The organism is Paracoccus halophilus (assembly GCF_000763905.1).
GTDB classification, from domain to species: domain Bacteria; phylum Pseudomonadota; class Alphaproteobacteria; order Rhodobacterales; family Rhodobacteraceae; genus Paracoccus; species Paracoccus halophilus.
Genome location: NZ_JRKN01000018.1, coordinates 22,727 through 40,975, shown reverse-complemented (window position 1 = coordinate 40,975; position 18,249 = coordinate 22,727). Strand labels below are relative to the sequence as shown.

Sequence of the window (18,249 nt, the reverse complement as noted above, 5' to 3'; positions counted from 1 at the left end):
GTTGCGGAAAGGGGGTATCAGCGGCCCCCCGCCCGCCATCCCGCGATGGTCGCGAAACCGGCATCGCGCAGCAGCCGCCGGCGCAGCACGGCCTCGCGCCACATGGTATAGCAGCCCGAGGCGACGATGATCGCCGCGCCCAGCAGGGTCAGCAGATCGGGTCTTTCGTCAAAGACGACAAAGGCCAGGATCAGGGCAAAGACCAGACGCGCATAGCGATAGGGCGCCAGCGCCGAGGCCTCGCCCACCCGCGTCGCCATGATCAGGAGCGCATAGCCGCTGGCGCCCACGCCGACACAGGCGATCAGCAGCAACCATTCGCGCGGGTCGGGCATGACGAAACCTTGCCCAAGCGCCAGCGCCATCACCAGCCCGGCGACAAAGACCGCGAAAAAGGCCGAGGCGGCAAGCTGCAGCGACTGGACATGTTCCGGGATGCGCCGGGTGGCGACATCGCGCGCGCCCAGCATCACAACCGCCAGCACCGCCATCAGCGCAACCGGCTGGAACCCCGCAAGCCCCGGCCGCACGATCAGCAGCACGCCCAGAAAGCCGATGGCGATCGCGCTCCAGCGGCGGGGGCCGACCGGCTCGCCCAGAAACAGCGCCGCGCCCAGCACGATGACCAGCGGCATCGCCTGCAGGATCGCCGCGGTCGAGGACAGATCGCTGAACGCAAGCGCCGCGACCACGCCGACAGCACCGATGCCCTCGGCCAGATTGCGAAAGATCACCACCGGCAGCAGCTGGTCGCGGGTGACCAGACGCCCGCCCCTGAGCTTCAGCGCCACGCCGAAGCTCAGCGCGCCCAGCAGGCCGATCAGGGCAAGCACCTCGGCAAAGGGCAGTTCGACCGCCACCAGCTTGATGAACATGTCCTCGAAGGCGAACAGCACCATCGAGACGACCATCAGCATCGCGCCACGAAAGTTTTCGGTGACCATGGGCCAAACCCCTGTTTTCAGGAATTGTTTCGGAAAGATTGCGCCCCCGCGCATCTTCGGTCGATCATAGGCATGTCAGACGGCGTTAGGAAGGACGAGAAATGAGATTTCGCATCGAGGACATGACTTGCGGCCATTGCACCGCCACCATCGAAAAGGCCGTGGCGGCAGCCGGCGGCAAGGCGGTCGCGGACCTCGCCTCGCACAGTGTCACGGTCGAGGGTCTGGACCCTGCCCGCGCCGCGCAGGTGATTCGCGATTGCGGCTATACGCCCGAACCGATCTGAGCGCGAAGCGGACGCATATCTAGCGAGTGGCCACAACCCGACCGCGAGCCGTTGGCGGCCTGTGCGCGATTGAGCCTCCGGCCAGCTTCTGTTAAGGTTTTTGTCGCAAGATGGCGGATCAGAGAGGGTGTCCAACCCCGACCGCCCGGCAAGGACCCGAGGAGACAGAAGATGATCAACCGCCTGATGATCGCCGCGGCCGCGGTGGTTCTGACCACGCCATTCGCCGTCGCCGGCCCCATCGATTCCGCCTGTGTCCGATCCGAGCGCAGCGCCAGCCGCCAGCTTTGCGGCTGCATTCAGCAGGTCGCGGACATGACGCTGTCGCGGTCGGACCAGCGCCGCGCGGCACGCTTCTTCAGCGATGCCGATCAGGCGCAGGAGGTGCGCATGTCGAAAAGCAGTGCCGATAACGCGTTCTGGGATCGCTACAAGAACTTCGCCGCCACCGCCGAAGCCTATTGCGCGAACTAGGCCCTGATGCGAATCACGGTCCTGACAGGTGCCGGAATTTCGGCTGAAAGCGGAATCCGGACCTTCCGCGCCGCGGACGGGCTGTGGGAAGAGCACCGGATCGAGGATGTCGCCACCCCCGAGGGGTTCCGCCGCGACCCGGTCCTGGTGCATCGCTTCTACAACCAGCGCCGGGCGGATGCCGCCCGCGCCCAGCCCAATGCCGCGCACAAGGCATTGGCGCGCCTGGCGAAAAGCCATGATGTCACGCTGATCACCCAGAACGTGGACGACCTGCACGAACGCGGCGGCTCGCCCGAGGTGATCCATATGCATGGCAGCCTGCTCGGCGCGCTTTGCGCCAATTGCGGACATCGCTGGCCGGCAACGCTGGTCATGCGCTCGCTGGATCTCTGCCCGAATTGCGGCAAGCCCGCGACCCGCCCCGATATCGTCTGGTTCGGCGAAATCCCCTATCACATGGAGCGCATCTGGGCGGCGGTCGAGAATACCGATATCTTCGCCGCCATCGGCACCTCGGGTCAGGTCTATCCGGCGGCGGGTCTGGCCCAGCATGCCCGTCGCAACGGTGCCGAAACGATCGAGATGAACCTGACGCCCTCGGCCGTCAGCAGCGATTTCCTGCAGCATCTCACCGGCCCGGCGACGCAGGTGGTGCCGGCTTGGGTGGACAGGCTGTGCGACTGAGCCGCCAGGCTAGGCGTTTTTCGCGCCGCGGGAACGGCCGATCCGGGACGGCCCGCCCCGCAGCGCGGGCGGCTGTTCTCAGGTGATCACATTCGGCGCCGCGCGCCCGGTGCGGGTGCGAATCCCGGCGATCTCATCGGCGGCGGCGATGATCCGGGCCAGCGCGTCCTGCGGATCGTCCTGCAAATGCGCAGGGTCGGTCTCGAGCCGCTCCAGATAGACGCGCAGGGTCGCCCCCTCGGTGCCTGTGCCCGACAGGCGCAGCACGATCCGGCCGCCCCCCTCGGTCATGATGCGCAGCCCCTGCCCGGCGCTATGCGCGCCGTCCACCGGATCGTCATAGGCGAATTCGTCCGCCGCCTCGATCCGCAGGCCGGCGACGGTCTGGCCGGGCAGTTCGGCAAGCCGGCCCCGCAGATCCTCGATCAGGCCGTTGGCGGCGGCGGTCTCCACCGCCTCATAATCGTGGCGCGAATAATAGTTGCGGCCGTATTTCGCCCAGTGATCGTTCATGACCTGCGCCACCGGCTGCCTGCGCTCGGCCAACAGGTTCAGCCAGAACAGCACCGCCCAGAGCCCGTCCTTTTCGCGCACATGGTCCGAGCCGGTGCCGGCGCTTTCCTCGCCGCATAACGTGGCGCGGCCGGCATCCAGCAGATTGCCGAAGAATTTCCAGCCGGTCGGGGTCTCATAGCAGGAAATGCCCAGCGATTGCGCCACCCGGTCCAGCGCCTTCGAGGTCGGCATCGAGCGCGCGACGCCCGCCAGCCCGCCCGCATAGGCCGGCACCAGCGCCGCATTCGCCGCCAGAACCGCAAGGCTGTCCGAGGGCGTGACATAGCAGCCCCGGCCGACGATCATGTTGCGGTCGCCATCGCCATCCGAGGCGGCGCCGAAATCGGGCGCGTCGGGGCCGAACATCGCATCGATCAGATCCTCGGCCCAGATCGGGTTCGGGTCGGGATGCCCGCCGCCGAAATCGGGGCTGGGCACGGCATTGACCACCGAGCCGGCCGGCGCCCCCAACGCGCCCTCGATGATCGCGTGGGCATAGGGGCCGGTCACCGCATGCATGGCGTCGAAACGGATGCGGAAGCCGCCGGCGAACAGCGCCCTGATCTTGTCGAAATCGAAGATGCGCTCCATCAGCGCCTGATAATCGGCGACGGGATCGACCACCTCGACCTCCATATCGCCCAGGCGCCGGATGCCGGGGGTGGACAGGTCCACATCCTGCGCGTCGAGGATCAGATATTCGCCGATATTCCGTGTCGCCTCGAAAATCCGTTCGGTCACGCCCTCTGGCGCGGGGCCGCCATTGCCGACATTATACTTGACGCCGAAATCCTCGTCCGGGCCGCCGGGATTGTGGCTGGCCGACAGGATGATGCCGCCATCCGCCCGCCGCTGCCGGATCAGGTTCGAGGCGGCGGGCGTGGAGAGCAGCGCATCCTGCCCGACGATCAGCTTTTTCGCGCCCGAGGCGGCGGCCATGCGCAGGATCACCTGCGCCGCGCGGTCGTTGAAATAGCGCCCGTCGCCGCCCAACACATAGGTCTTGCCGGCCGCGCCGCCGGTGCCGTTCCAGATCGCCTGAACGAAGTTTTCCAGGTAATGCGGCTGCATGAAGATCGCGGTCTTCTTGCGCAGGCCCGAGGTGCCGGGTTTCTGCCCCTCGATGGGTTTCGTGGGAATGGTATGGACGCTCATGATCCCTCCTGCTGGCGATCGTTTTCCCGCATGATGGCGGCGGTGCGGATGGTCGCGGGCAATGCGGGGATATTCCCCGCTGCCTCCGGCAGGCGCAAGCGCCAGTTCGGATATTCGGTGGTGGTGCCGGGCAGGTTGGGCTGTTCGGCCATATCCAGCAGCAGCTCGGCCTGCACGGCAACCAGCCGCGACGGGGTCCGCGCCAGATGGTCGTGCAGCGCATCGATCCCGTCATCGGGCAGGATCGCGTCCATGGCGGCGATCTCGGCCGCGCGTTCGGCCCGCGCGGCCAGCCCGTCAAGGCCGGAAATCGCGGCACGGGCCGCGATATCGGCGCCCTGCCGCCAGCCCCGCCAGGTCGGCAGGTCATGGGTCGAGAAACTGGCGATCGCGGCGCGGTCGTAATCCCGCGCGGCCCGAAAGACCGGAGGCTGCCAGCTGCTGCGCTCGAACATCGCGAGGCGACAGCCCAGAATGCCCGAATCCGACAGCATGGCCTGAAGCCCGCCGGGGATATTGCCCAGATCCTCGCCCACGATGACGGCATTGCCGGCGCGCGCCGCCTCGATCCGGGTGACGGCCAGCATCGCCTCGGTGGGCATTTTCACATAGGCGCCCGGCGCGCCCCCGGGCACCCAATAGGCACGCTCGAAGCCAAGGATATGGTCGATGCGCAGCACGCCCGCGAATTGCAACTGCCGGCGCAGGGTTTCCGCCAGAGGCGCATAGGCGCTGGCCCGCAGCCGCAAGGGGTTGAAAGGCGCAAGGTTCCAGTTCTGCCCCTCGGGGCCGAAGGCATCGGGCGGCGCGCCGAGCGAGGCCCCGAAGGCGAAGCTTTCGCGATCCTCCCATGTCTCGGCGCCATGGGGATGGGTGCCGACGGCCAGATCCAGATAGAGCCCGTGGCGCATGCCGGCATCGCGCGCCGCCCGGCCCGCGCGGGCCAGCGCGGTTTCGGCGCGCCATTGCAGCCAGGCGTGAAAGCGCATCTCGCCTGCCAGTTCGCGCCGCGCCGACCGCGCCCCGGGCAGGTCGGGCGCGGAAAGGCCCGATGGCCAGTCGCTCCAGAAGGCGCCATGGCGGTCGGCCAGCGCCTGATGCAGGGCAAAGCACTGCAGGCTTTCGCCCTGCCCGGCCTGCCATGCATCAAAGGCGGGATCGGCGGCGAATGCGCCGTATTCATCGCGCAGGGCCGCCATCCGCGCCGGAATATCGCGGGCGTAATCGACCAGCGGGCCGGGGCTGCCCGCCCCCGCCGCCAGATGGATCACGTTCAGCCGCCGCCGGTGCGAGGGGGTATAGGGGCTGAACAGGTCGGGCCGCGTCGGAAAACCGGCATGGACCGGGTTCAGACCCAGAAACGCCGCGCCCTGCCCGCCCATGCCGGCGGCAAGCCGCGCCAGATCGTCATAGCTGCCGATGCCCTGCGCCGAAAGCCCGTAAAGCGGCGCCACCAGCCCCCAGCAGCGCGCCGGCTCGGGCAGGCGCGGCGGCGCCGCCAGCAGCGTGTAGTCGATGCCGCGCGCGTGCAGGCGGTGGATGCCCAGCGGCAATTCGGGCAGAGCCTCCTGCCCCTCGAACGTGCCGCCATCCTCATGGGTCAACTGCCAGGGTGTGTCGCGCATATCCAGCGCCGGCGGCCGGCCTGCCTCGCAGATCACGTCGATGGGCAAGGTGGCCTCGACCGTCTCGGGCCGGTCATCGGGGGCAAGCCCCATCGCGGCCAGCAAGGCCGCCGCCGTCTCGGCCGAGGTTTCGCGCCATTGCCCGGTCAGGTCGTGAAACCCAGGCAGCACGCCCATGCGGGTTGCCAGGGCCAGCAGGTCAGCCATCGGCGCGCTCCAGTTCCAGCAGCACCACGGATTGCGCCGCGACCGGCAGCTTGTCATTGCGGATGATCTGCGGGGCAAGCCCGGGCCGGTCGGTGTCGATATGCAGCCGCCAGCACCAGTCCGCAGGGGCCTTGGGCAGCTTGACCGGCAGCGCCTCGCCGCCGTTGAAGATCATGAACAGCGCCTCTTCGCGCTGCGCATAGGCGGGCGTGCCCGAGGCGATGCGCATTTCCACGCCAAGCACGCGCAGATCGTCGCGCGCCCAGTCGGCAAGCGTCATCGCGCCGCCATCCGGGCGCCACCAGAACAGATCGCCCAGCCCGTCCAGAAGCCGCTGGCGCGAATGCAGGAAGCGCTTTTGCCGCAGGATCGGGTGGGTACGGCGCAATGCGATCAGGCGGCGGGTGAAATCCAGGAAATCCGGATCCACCCCCTGCCAGTCCACCCAACCGATGGGATTGTCCTGACAATAGGCATTGTTGTTGCCCGATTGCGAATTGCCCAGCTCATCCCCGGCCAGCAGCATCGGGGTGCCCTGCGACAACAGCAGCGTCGCCAGCATGTTGCGGCGCCGCTGCGCGCGGGCCGCGGTGATCGCGGGATCGTCGCTCGGCCCCTCGACGCCCATATTGTCCGAGAAATTCTCGCTATGGCCGTCGCGGTTGCCCTCGCCATTGGCGTCATTGTGCTTGGCGGCATAGCTGACCGTATCCATCAGCGTGAAACCGTCATGCGCGGTCAGGAAATTCACCGAGGAGGTCGCCGGCCGGCCGGAATGGTCGAATTGCCGGGCCGAGCCGGTCAGCCGGTCGGCAAGCTCGGACACCTGCCCGGCATCGCCGCGCCAGAAGCGCCGTACGCCGTCGCGATACTTGTCGTTCCATTCCAGAAAGGGCGGCGGGAAAGCCCCCAGCTGATAGCCCCCCGGGCCGATATCCCAAGGCTCGGCGATCAGCTTGACGCGGGTCAGCACCGGATCCTGCCGGATGGCATCGAAAAATGACGCGCTTGAGGAAAACCCGCCCCGCACCCGCCGGCCCAGCGTCGCGCAGAGGTCGAAACGGAACCCGTCCACATGCATCACCTCGACCCAGTAGCGCAGGCTGTCCATGACCATGCGCAGCACCATCGGATGGTTCAGGTTCAGCGTGTTGCCGGTACCGGTATCGTTGATGTAACGGCGCGGATCCTCGGCCAGCCGGTAATAGCTGCGATTGTCCAGCCCGCGAAAGCTGAGCGTCGGGCCCAGCTCGTTCCCCTCGCAGGTGTGGTTATAGACCACATCCAGAATGACCTCGATCCCGGCGGAATGAAGCCGCGCCACCATGTGCTGGAACTCGGCGATATTGCCGGCCGAGAGATAGCGCGGATCGGGCGCGAAAAAGCCCAGCGTCTGGTAGCCCCAGAAATTCACCAGCCCCTTTTCGACCAGAAAGCGGTCGTTCAGGAATGCCTGCACGGGCAGCAGCTCGATGGCGGTGATGCCCAGCTTTTGCAGATGCTCCAGCATCGGCTCCGAGGCCAGCCCCAGGAATGTGCCGGGGTTCGGCACCCCGGGGTGCTGCCGGGTCAGACCCTTCACATGGGCCTCGTAGATGATGGATCGCGAGACGGGCGTGCCGGGCGGATGGTCGTCGCCCCAGGCAAAGGACGGATCCTCGACCACCGAGCGCGGCATATAGGGCGCGCTGTCGCGCGGGTCCAGCGACAGATCGGCCTCGGGCGCGCCGACGGTATAGCCCATCAGCGCGTCATGCCAGACCGGGTGCCCGGTCAGCCGCTTGGCATAGGGATCCATCAGCAGCTTGCTGGGATTGAAACGCTGCCCCTCGGCCGGGGCATAGGGCCCATGGGCGCGATAGCCGTAAAGCTGGCCCGGGCGCAGGCCGGGGATATAGCCGTGCCAGACATCGCCGTCGCGTTCGGGCAGTTCGATGCGATGCGTCTCGCGCTTGCCGTCCGGGCTGAACAGGCACAGCGCCACCTTGCTTGCATGCACGGAAAACACGGCGAAGTTCACGCCCTCGCCGTCGAAAGTCGCACCCAGCGGCGCGGCATGCCCCGCGCTGATCGTCCAGTTCGTCATTCGGCCGTCGTCATCTCGTAAAACAGTTCGGCATAGCTTGCCGCCGAGGCATCCCAGCCCACCGGCTGCGCCATGGCGTTGCGCGCCATCCGTTGCCAGAGTTCGGGCTGGCGGTAAAGCGCGCAAAGCCGGACCAGCGCGCGCGACAGTGCCCGCGCCGTGACCGGATGGAATTGCAGCCCCGTCGCCACGCCCGCGCGCAGCGCCGCGGTCGAGGCATTGATCACCGTATCGGCCAGCCCGCCGGTCAGCGAGACCACCGGCAGCGTGCCGAAGCGCAGCCCGTAAAGCTGCGTCAGGCCGCAGGGCTCAAAGCGCGACGGCACAAGGATCGCATCGCCCCCCGCGATCATGCGATGGGCCAGCGCCTCGTCATAGCCGACGCGCAGGGCTACCCCGGTCGGATGGCGCGCCGCCGCCGCGCGCAGCGCCGCCTCGATCGCCGGATCGCCCGAGCCCAGAACCGCCAGCTGGCCGCCCTGCTCCAGCAGCGCGGGCAGCGCCTCGATCAGCAGATCCAGCCCCTTTTGCCCCGACAGGCGCGAGATGGCGACGCAAAGCGGTCCCTCGGCGCCGGGCAGGCCGAACTCGGCGCGCAGCGCCTCGCGAAAGGCGGCCTTGCCGGCGGGATCGGGATAGGGCGGCGTCCAGACATCCAGGTCGATGCCGTTCAGGATGCCCGCGAAATCGGAGGCGCGGCTGGCCAGCACCCCCTGCATCCCCATGCCGAATTCCGGCGTCATCAGTTCCTCGGCATAGGTCGGGCTGACGGTCGAGACCTTGTCGGCAAAGACGATCCCCGCCTTGAGCGCGCTGATCCGGCCCCAATATTCAAAGCCATGCGGCGTGAAGAGATGGGCGGGCAGGTGCAGCGCGCTCAGCATATGCGCCGGGGCCAGCCCCTGAAAGGCGATATTGTGGATGGTGAGCAGGGTGCGGACATCGCCGACCTCAAGCTGGCGCAGATAGACCGGGGTCAGCCCCGCCTGCCAGTCATGCAGATGCAGGACCTGCGGGCGCCAGTCGCCGATGCCGTCGCGCGCGATCAGCGCCGCGGCCCGGCACAGCGCCGCGAAACGCTGCGGATTGTCGGGCCAGTCCCTGCCATCCGCGCCCAGATAGGGGCCGGCATCGCGGTCGAACAGATAGGGCGCATCCAGCACGTAAAGCACCGCATCGCCAAGCGCGCCCTGCCGGATGCGGGCCGGCCCGCCGAACAGATCGCCCAGATCCATCACCACCGGCGCATCGCCCTGCGCGGCCAGGACGGCGCGGTAACCCGGCAGCAATGTCCGCATCGCGACGCCATGCCCGGCCAGCGCGCCCGGCAGGGCGCCCGCCACATCCGCCAGCCCGCCGGTCTTGATCAGCGGCACGCATTCCGAGGTGACGGACAGGACCCTTGTCATAACGAGGCTTCCCTTCGCAGCAGCATTTCCCTGGTGATCAGGGTGACGCCGCCCCCGGTGACGCGGAACCATTTCGCGTCCGCTTCGGGATCCTCGCCCACCACGAGGCCCTCGGGGATATGGACACCGCGGTCGATCACCACGTTTTTCAGCCGCGCATGGCGGGCGACGTTCACATAAGGCAGGACCACCGCCCCGTCGAGACTGGCAAAGGAATTCGTCTTGACATGGGTGAACAGCAGCGACTGGCGGATATCGGTGCCCGAGATGATGCAGCCGCCGGACACCATGGAACTGACGGCATGGCCGCGCCGGGTCGGTTCGTCATGGATGAACTTGGCCGGCGGCACCGATTCCGAATAGGTCCAGATCGGCCAGTCGCGATCCCACAGATCCAGTTCCGGGGTGAAATCGGTCAGGTCGATATTGGCCCGCCAGAAGGCGTCTATGGTGCCCACATCGCGCCAATAGACCGGCGCATCGGGGCTGGAGCGCACGCAGCTTTCGGAAAAGCGATGCGCCTGCGCCTTGCCGTTCCTGACGATCTCGGGGATCAGGTCATTGCCGAAATCATGGCTGGAATTCTGGTCCTGCATGTCGCGGATCAGCAACTCGCGCAGGAAATCCCAGCGAAACACGTAAATCCCCATCGAGGCCAGTGTGACATCGGGGTTTTCCGGCGTGCCGGGCGGATCTTTCGGCTTTTCCAGGAAGCTGGTGATCCGGTCGGCCGCATCCACCGCCATCACGCCAAAGGCCGAGGCCTCGGCCCGCGGCACCGTCAGGCAGCCGATGGTCACATCGGCGCCGGTTTCGACATGCTGGCGGATCATCAGCTCGTAATCCATCTTGTAGATATGGTCGCCTGCCAGGATCAGCACATATTCGACATGATAGCTGTCGATGATGTCGATATTCTGCGCCACCGCATCGGCCGTGCCGCGATACCAAGTCGCCTCGTCATATCGCTGCGACGCCGGCAGGATATCGAGAAACTCGTTGCGCTCGGCGCGAAAGAAGTTCCAGCCGCGCTGGACATGGCGGATCAGGGAATGCGCCTTGTATTGCGTGGCCAGCGCGATCTTGCGGATGCCGGAATTCAGCGCATTGGACAGCGCGAAGTCGATGATCCGGGACTTGCCACCGAAATAGACGGCCGGCTTCACCCGGCGGTCGGTCAGCTCCCTGAGCCGCGATCCGCGCCCGCCCGCCAGCACAAAGGCCATGCTGCGATTGGAGAGCCTGTCGTTGCGGGTAACCATCTTCCCTCCTCCTCATGTAAATTTCACCGCGCGCGGCGGGCTGGCAGTCTAGTTCGTGGCGGTATCGTCCCTGTCCTTGACGAAGATCAGCGTGGAAAGCGGCGGCAGGACGATATCGGCATGGGCGGGCTGGCCATGGCTTTCGCCCGGCACGGCGGTGACATGGCCCAGATTGCCGCGCCCGCCGCCGCCATAGGCCTCGGCATCCGTATTCAGCGCCTCGCGCCAGCGCCCGGGCTGCGGAAAGCCCAGGCGATAGGCGGAGCGCTCAACCGGGGTGAAATTGCACAGGACCACCGCCTCGGGGTCGCCGGAATTGCCGCGCCGGATCCAGGCATAGACGGAATTGTCGGCGTCATTCGCCTCGATCCACTGGAAGCCGGCGCCGTCGCAGTCGCGCGCGTAAAGCGCGGGCGTCGCGCGATAGAGCGCGTTCAGGTCGCGCACCAGTTGCTGCATGCCGTAATGCAGCGGATGGCCCATGCAGGCCCAGTCGATTTCCGCGTCATGGTTCCATTCCGCGCCCTGCGCGAATTCCTGGCCCATGAACAGCAGCTTCTTGCCCGGATGCCCCCACATGAAGCCGTAATATGCGCGCAGATTGGCGAATTTCTCCCACCCGTCGCCGGGCATCTTGGACAGCATCGAGCCCTTGCCATGCACCACCTCGTCATGGCTGATCGGCAGGATGAAATTTTCCGAAAACGCGTAATGCAGGCCGAATGTCATCTGGTGGTGATGGTGGCGGCGATGGACCGGATCGCGGGTCATGTAATCCAGCGTGTCGTTCATCCAGCCCATGTTCCACTTGAAGCCAAAGCCCAGCCCGCCCTCATGCACCGGCCGCGACACCTTGGGATAGGATGTCGATTCCTCGGCCACCGTCATGATCCCCGGTTCCTCGCCATAGGTCAGGCGGTTCATCTCCTGCAGCATGGCGATGGCTTCGTAATTCTCGCGGCCGCCATCCTTGTTGGGGACCCATTCGCCATCGGATCGCGAATAGTCGCGGTAAAGCATCGAGGCCACGGCATCCACGCGCAGCCCGTCCACATGGTATTCCCGCAGCCAGTAAAGCGCGTTCGAGGTCAGGTAATTCATCACCTCGACCCGGCCGTAATTATAGATCAGCGTGTTCCAGTCCTGATGGAACCCCTCGCGCGGGTCGGCATGCTCGTATAGCGCGGTGCCGTCGAACTGGCCCAGCCCATGCGCATCGGTCGGGAAATGGCCGGGCACCCAGTCAAGGATCACCCCCAGCCCGGCCTTATGCGCGGCATTGACCAGATCGCGGAACTCATGCGGGGGCCCGAAACGGATCGTGGGCGCGAACATGCCGACCGGCTGATAGCCCCATGATCCATCGAATGGATATTCAGAAATCGGCAGCAATTCCAGATGGGTAAACCCCATATCTGATGCATATTCGACCAGTTCGCTCGCGGCTTCCTTGTAGGAAATCGGCCGGCCGCCATCCTTGCGGCGCCAGCTGCCCAGATGCACCTCGTAGATCGAGATCGGCCGGTCCACGCGCTGCGCATCCGCGCGCGTCCCCATCCAGCCCTGATCCGACCAGCCATAGCCCGAAATGTCGCGCACGACCGAGGCCGTGGCCGGCGGGTGCTGCGATCCGAAACCCACCGGATCGGCCTTTTGATGCAGGCTGCCATAGGCGCCCAGGATTTCATATTTATAGGCCGTGCCCTCGCCCAGTTCCGGCATGAAGATTTCCCACACGCCGGTCGCGCCGCGCCGGCGCATGACATGGCGCCGCCCGTCCCAGGCGTTGAAATCCCCGATCACGGACACGCGCCGCGCATTGGGCGCCCAGACCGCGAAATGCGTGCCGCGCACGCCCTCGTGTTCGATCACATGCGCGCCTAGGACCTGCCAGATGCGCCGATGCGTGCCCTCGCCCAGCAGGTATTCGTCCATCTCGCCCAGGACCGGGCCGAAACGATAGGCGTCCTCGACCTGCCATTCCTCGGCCTCGCGCCGGCCGCGCAGGCGATAGGGTTTCGCCCCCGGCACCTTGCCGTGAAACAGGCCGGAATAGCCCTCGACCGGGTCCAGCGGATGGGCCTTGCCGGCGACCAGCGCGGCCATTTCCGCGGCGCCCGGATCGAATACGGTGACATGGCGCACACGGTCGCGCCGATGCGGTCCCAGAACGGCAAAGGGATCGTCATGGCGCCCCTGCACGATCCGATTCAGGACCGAGAGGTCTGCGATCTCGTTCGGGTCGATCATGGCCATGTCTTCCCCCTTTTTGCGATGGCTGCGGCGCGACCTTAGTTTCCGGTCAGGCTGCGCGCCCCCCAGATATCGGCCATGTAACCACGGATCGTGCGATCAGACGAGAACCAGCCCGACCGCGCGGCGTTCAGCGCCGCCATCCGCGCCCAGTTCCGTTTGTCCGCATAAGCCTGGTCGACCTCGCGCTGCGCGCGCCAGTAATCGCTGAAATCCGAAGCGACGAGGAAATAATCCGGCCCGGTCAGGTTCCCGACGATGCCCGCGTAGCGATCCGGCTCATCGGGGCTGAAGGCGCCCGCGCGGATCGCCTCGATGGCGCGGGCCAGGCGCGGATCGGCGGCGATGGCGCCTGCCGCATGGTTTTCGACCTGACGCCGGGCCTCGGCCTCATCCACGGTCATGCCGAAGAGGAAAAAGTTCTCCTTGCCCACCCGCTCGCGGATCTCGACATTGGCGCCGTCCAGCGTGCCGATGGTCAGCGCGCCGTTCAGGGCGAATTTCATGTTGCCGGTGCCCGAGGCCTCTTTTCCGGCGGTCGAGATCTGTTCCGACAGATCGGCGGCGGGGATCAGGCGTTCGGCCATGGTGACGTTGTAATTGGGCAGGTAGATGATCTGCAAAAGCCCGTGCGTGGCCGCATCGGCATTGATCACGCGCGCGGCGTCGTTGATCAGCCGGATGATGTCCTTGGCAAAGAAATAGCCCGGCGCCGCCTTGCCGCCGAAGATCTTGACCCGGGGCGTCCAGCCGGCACCCGGATTGTCCCTGATCTCCTGCCAGAGCGCGATGGCCTCAAGGATGTTCAGGTGCTGGCGCTTGTATTCGTGGATGCGCTTGATCTGCACGTCGAAGATCGCCTCCGGGTTCAGCATCAGCTCATGTTCGCGCGTCACCCAGTCGCACAGCCCGGCCTTGTTGTCGGTCTTGACCTGGGCAAATCGCGCCAGCCAGTCCGCATCGTCGATATGCGGCTCAAGCTCAGTCAGCTTTTCCAGATCGCCGATCCAGCCATCGCCGATCGTGTCGGTGATCAGCGCCGACAGGCGGGGGTTGCACGAATGCACCCAGCGGCGCGGCGTGACGCCGTTGGTTTCATTGACGATACGCCCCGGATGCAGATCGTTCAGTTCCCTGAAGACCGTGGTCTTCATCAGCCCGGTATGCAGCGCGGCCACGCCATTGACGCGATTCGACATGATAAAGGACAGCTCGCCCATCCTGACCCGGCCATCGCCATGCGCCGAAACCCTGCGCGCCGGATGCGCCTTGGCATGGGCGTCGTCGATGCGGTCGATCAGTTGCAGATGGCGCGGCAGCAGGCTTGCGAACAGGGCCTCGCCCCAGCTTTCCAGCGCCTCGGGCAGCAATGTGTGGTTCGTGTAGTTCAGGCAGCCCCGCGCGATATCCAGCGCCTCGTCAAAGGGCAGGCCGCGTTCGTCATGCAGCAGCCGCACCAGTTCCGGCCCGGCAATGGCCGGATGGGTGTCGTTCATCTGGATCGCGACCTTCTGCGGCAACAGACGCAGGTCCTGATGCGCCGTCTCGAAGCGGCGCAGGATGTCGCGGATCGAGGCGGCCGAGAAGAAATATTCCTGCATCAGCCGCAGATACTTGCCTTTTTCGGTCGAATCCTCGGGGTAGAGCACGCGCGAAATGGTCCGGGCCAGCGCCTCATTCTCGGCCGCGGCGGCGAAATCGCCGGCATTGAACCGCTCGAGGTCAAAGGGATTGACCGCGCGCCCCGCCCAGAGCCGCAGCGTATTGGCCCAGCGGCCCCGCCAGCCGATCACCGGCGTATCGAAGGCCTCGGCCTGGACGAAATGTTCCGGCTCCCACCGGGTGGTGCCGGCCCGGGTCAGGATGTTGCCGCCGAAACCCAGGGTGAACCTGGCCTCGGGCCGCTCGAATTCCCAGGCATTGGGCTGTTGCAGCCAGTCCTCGGGCGCCTCCTGCTGGCGGCCGTCGAGAAAGGACTGCCGGAACAGCCCGTGCTCATAGCGGATACCGTAGCCATAGGCGGGGCAGCCCAGCGTCGCCAGCGATTCCATGAAACATGCCGCCAGCCGGCCCAGCCCGCCATTGCCAAGCGCGGCATCGGGTTCGTCCAGCAGAAGCTGGCGATAGTCGAGGCCAAGGGATTCGATGGCCGCGCGCGCCTGATCGGTCATTTGCAGGTTGACGATATTGTCCTCGAGCAGACGCCCGATCAGGAATTCCATCGACAGGTAATAGACGCGCTTGGCATCGGCGCGATAGGTGTCCCGCGTCGCCGTCATCCAGCGGTCGACGATGCGGTCGCGCACCGCATGGCTCAGCGCCATGCGCCAGTCGAAAAGCTGCGCGTGATCGGGGTCCTTGCCCAGCGTATAGGTCAGATGCCACATAATCGCGGCACGGAGATCGGTCCTGGGCAGGTCGTCCATGGCCATTTGTCACCTTGCAATCTCTACGCCCGGCGGAACATGCGGGCTCCCCTTGATCCTGCTTACGGAAACCTCATGCGAAAGCAAGCGCTGGCGCGGAAAAAGCCGTTAGCGATAACCGACTCGCGGCAAAATCGACGCAAAATCCGGCAATCCGGCACGCGAAGGACGGCCGACCGGCAATCGGCTCAGGTCAGTTCCGGGCGCAGGCGCGCGCGCAGCGCCATGGCGTCGGCCAGCAACAGGCGCGAACGCCGGCCCTCGGCGGCGGTCTGCGGGAAATCGCTGCGGCAATGCGCGCCGCGGCTTTCGCGCCGCATGAGCGCGGCGGCGGCGATCAGCGTCGCGGTCGCGGTCATGTTCAGAAGCGCGGGACAATCCGGCTGGGCGGCCTCGATCGCGGCGATCTCGCGCAGGCAGCGGCTCAGCCCCCGGGCATCGCGCATGACGCCTGCGCCATCGGTCATGGTACGGCGCAGCCGCGCGACCAGCGCCGGATCGGGCAGCGGCGCGGGCACGGGCGCGGGCAGCGTGACCTCTGGCGCATCGCCTGCCTCGGGGAGGCTGGCGGCGATCGAGAGCGCCGCGCGGCGGGCATAGACCAGCGCCTCGAGAAGCCCGTTCGAGGCCAGGCGATTCGCGCCATGCAGGCCGGTGGCCGAGGCCTCGCCGCAGACCCAGAGCCCCGGCAGGCTGGCGCGGCCATCGGCATCGACCGCCACCCCGCCCATATGGTAATGCGCCGCCGCCGCCACCGGGATCGGCGCGCGGCCGGGATCGATCCCGGCCCGGGCGCAGGCCGCCGCGACGGCGGGAAAATCGCTCAGGATGCGGGCGCCCAGACAGTGGCGCGTGTCCAGCGCCGGCCGCAGCCCGGCCTGGCTTTGCGCATAGACCCCGCGCGCCACCACGTCGCGCGGCGCAAGCTCCGCATCCGGGTGGAGGTCCAGCATGAAGCGCTCACCCAGCCGGTTGACCAGATGCGCGCCCTCGCCGCGCAGCGCCTCGGTGGCAAGCGGTGCCGGATCCTCGCCGCTATCTATCGCGGTGGGGTGGAACTGCACGAATTCGGCATCAGCGATCACCGCGCCCGCGCGTGCGGCCATGCCGATCACCTGCCCCCGGATGCGCGGCGGATTGGTCGTGACCGCATAAAGCCCGCCCGAGCCGCCGCCCGCCAGCAGCACCGCCGGCGCCCGGATCGCGACCGGCCCGGAGCCCTCGGCGCGCGTCACCTCGACGCCCGCGACCCGGCCGTCGTGCAGCACCAGCCCGCTGGCGGCGACGCCTTCCAGCACCTGGATCGACGGGGTCTGCCGCACCTGCGCGATCAGCGCGCGCATGATCTCGGCCCCGGCCTGATCGCCGCGCACGCGCACCACGCGGGCGAAGCTGTGCGCCGCCTCGCGCGACATGACATAGCTGCCATCCGGCCGCCGGTCGAAGGGCGTGCCCAGCCGCGTCAGGTCCAGGACATGCTCGCGCGCCTCGCGCGTGACCATCTGCGCGACCTGCGGATCGACCGTGCCGGCCCCGGCGCGCAGCGTGTCGCGGGCATGCGCCCCGGCGCTGTCGGCCGGGTCCATGGCCGCCGCCACGCCGCCCTGCGCCCAAGCGGAACTGGCGCCCTGCCCCAGAACCTCGGGCGAAATCATCAGCACCGGGCGCGGCGCCAGTTCCAGCGCCGCGTAAAGCCCGCCCAGACCGGCGCCGACGATGACGACGCGATCCGTGGCAAGCTTGCGCATCAGGCCGCCAGACGCCGCGACAGGTCGATCATGCGCTGCACCGCGAGCCGCGCGCGATCGGCAACCGAGGGATCGACCTCGACCGCGCCGGTCATGGAATGCAGCGACCACAGCACCTTTTCCAGCGTGATCTTCTGCATATAGGGGCACATGTTGCAGGGGCCCAGGAACTCGACTTCCGGGTTGGCATCCGAGATATTCGCCGCCATCGAGCATTCGGTGACCAGCATCACCTGTTTCGGCCGCTCTTTTTCCACCCAGTCCTGGATATTCGCGGTCGAGCCGGCGTAATCGGCCTCATCCACCACTTCGGGCGGGCATTCGGGATGGGCGATGATCCTCAGACCCGGATTCCAGTCGCGGAAATCGCGCAGGTCCTGGGCGGTGAAGCGTTCATGCACGACGCAGGCGCCATCCCACCAGACCACGCGCTTTTGCGGCACCTTTTTCGCGACGTTCTGCGCCAGCCATTTGTCGGGTGTCATGATCACCGTGTCGCCCTCGACCGCGGCGACGATCTGGGCGGCATTGGCCGAGGTGCAGCAGATATCGGACGCGGCCTTGACCTCGGCGGTGGTGTTCACATAGCTGACCACCGGCGCGCCGGGGAACCGGGCGCGCATTTCGGCGATGCCCTCGGCGGTGATGCTTTCGGCCAGCGAACAGCCGGCCTCCATGTCGGGCATCAGCACGGTCTTGGCGGGGTTCAGGATCTTGGATGTCTCGGCCATGAAATGCACGCCGCATTGCACGATCACATCGGCCTCGACCTCGGTCGCCTTGATCGCCAGATGCAGGCTGTCGCCGACCACATCGGAAATGCCGTGATAGATCTGCGGCGTCATGTAGTTATGCGCCAGAACCACGGCATTGCGTTCGCGTTTGAGCCGGTTGATCGCGGCGACATAGGGCGCGTGAATCGCCCAGTCCGGCCAGGGCATGACGCGGTCCATGCGGGCATGGATATCGGCCATGCTCGCGGCCAGTTCCACCGAGGGTTCCAGATCGTAATGCCGGGCCAGTTCGTCCCGGATGGATGTCAGATCGAGCATATGGCCCCTCCCATTCCGCCCGCGTTGCTTGGGTCGCGCGGCAGGGCGCGGCACCCGGCTGGCCCGGACAGTCCCGGAC

The 18,249-nt window shown here is 66.9% G+C and carries 13 protein-coding genes; 3 read left to right on the top strand and 10 right to left on the bottom strand.

Annotation, left to right across the window (positions count from 1 at the left end; all coding sequences use genetic code 11):
• Nucleotides 1-17: 17 nt before the first annotated feature.
• On the bottom strand, nt 18-944 hold the full coding sequence (locus IT41_RS12675) for a DMT family transporter (protein ID WP_036741915.1): 927 nt from the start codon (nt 942-944) through the stop codon (nt 18-20).
• 101 nt (nt 945-1,045) lie between these two features.
• On the opposite strand from IT41_RS12675, the gene IT41_RS12670 reads away from it, so the two are divergent.
• From IT41_RS12670 to IT41_RS12660, 3 genes are all read left to right on the top strand, one after another.
• Nucleotides 1,046-1,231 (top strand): heavy-metal-associated domain-containing protein, encoded by a 186-nt coding sequence (locus IT41_RS12670; protein WP_036741914.1) that lies wholly within the window; start codon nt 1,046-1,048, stop codon nt 1,229-1,231.
• Between the two features lie 171 nt (nt 1,232-1,402).
• The gene (locus tag IT41_RS12665; RefSeq protein WP_036741913.1) at nt 1,403-1,705 is read left to right on the top strand and encodes a hypothetical protein; all 303 of its coding nucleotides are present in this window, start codon (nt 1,403-1,405) and stop codon (nt 1,703-1,705) included.
• 6 nt (nt 1,706-1,711) lie between these two features.
• Nucleotides 1,712-2,392, top strand: coding sequence for an NAD-dependent deacylase (locus IT41_RS12660; RefSeq protein ID WP_175496421.1), 681 nt, complete (start codon nt 1,712-1,714; stop codon nt 2,390-2,392).
• A 78-nt stretch (nt 2,393-2,470) separates the two neighbouring features.
• On the opposite strand, the gene IT41_RS12655 is transcribed toward IT41_RS12660, so the two are convergent.
• The 9 genes from IT41_RS12655 to nadA form a co-directional block, all read right to left on the bottom strand.
• Complete coding sequence (locus IT41_RS12655; RefSeq protein ID WP_036741910.1) at nt 2,471-4,102, bottom strand: alpha-D-glucose phosphate-specific phosphoglucomutase; 1,632 nt, start codon at nt 4,100-4,102, stop codon at nt 2,471-2,473.
• On the bottom strand, nt 4,099-5,934 hold the full coding sequence (gene malQ, locus IT41_RS12650) for a 4-alpha-glucanotransferase (RefSeq protein WP_036741909.1): 1,836 nt from the start codon (nt 5,932-5,934) through the stop codon (nt 4,099-4,101). The genes IT41_RS12655 and malQ overlap by 4 nt, the downstream gene beginning before the upstream one ends.
• On the bottom strand, nt 5,927-8,020 hold the full coding sequence (gene glgX, locus IT41_RS12645; RefSeq protein ID WP_036741908.1) for a glycogen debranching protein GlgX: 2,094 nt from the start codon (nt 8,018-8,020) through the stop codon (nt 5,927-5,929). Before glgX ends, malQ begins: the two co-directional genes overlap by 8 nt.
• Nucleotides 8,017-9,429 (bottom strand): glycogen synthase GlgA, encoded by a 1,413-nt coding sequence (gene glgA, locus IT41_RS12640; protein WP_036741907.1) that lies wholly within the window; start codon nt 9,427-9,429, stop codon nt 8,017-8,019. The genes glgX and glgA overlap by 4 nt, the downstream gene beginning before the upstream one ends.
• Nucleotides 9,426-10,691: a glucose-1-phosphate adenylyltransferase gene (glgC, locus tag IT41_RS12635; protein ID WP_074948129.1), complete on the bottom strand. Its 1,266-nt coding sequence runs from the start codon at nt 10,689-10,691 to the stop codon at nt 9,426-9,428. The genes glgA and glgC overlap by 4 nt, the downstream gene beginning before the upstream one ends.
• A gap of 48 nt (nt 10,692-10,739) precedes the next feature.
• Nucleotides 10,740-12,947 carry a 1,4-alpha-glucan branching protein GlgB gene (gene glgB, locus IT41_RS12630; protein WP_036741906.1) on the bottom strand — a complete coding sequence of 736 codons (2,208 nt, stop codon included), beginning with the start codon at nt 12,945-12,947 and terminating at the stop codon, nt 10,740-10,742.
• A gap of 35 nt (nt 12,948-12,982) precedes the next feature.
• Nucleotides 12,983-15,370: a glycogen/starch/alpha-glucan phosphorylase gene (locus IT41_RS12625; protein ID WP_036741987.1), complete on the bottom strand. Its 2,388-nt coding sequence runs from the start codon at nt 15,368-15,370 to the stop codon at nt 12,983-12,985.
• A gap of 188 nt (nt 15,371-15,558) precedes the next feature.
• The gene (locus IT41_RS12620; RefSeq protein ID WP_036741905.1) at nt 15,559-17,118 is read right to left on the bottom strand and encodes an L-aspartate oxidase; all 1,560 of its coding nucleotides are present in this window, start codon (nt 17,116-17,118) and stop codon (nt 15,559-15,561) included.
• Nucleotides 17,118-18,170: a quinolinate synthase NadA gene (gene nadA / locus IT41_RS12615; protein ID WP_036741904.1), complete on the bottom strand. Its 1,053-nt coding sequence runs from the start codon at nt 18,168-18,170 to the stop codon at nt 17,118-17,120. The genes IT41_RS12620 and nadA overlap by 1 nt, the downstream gene beginning before the upstream one ends.
• Nucleotides 18,171-18,249: the final 79 nt, after the last annotated feature.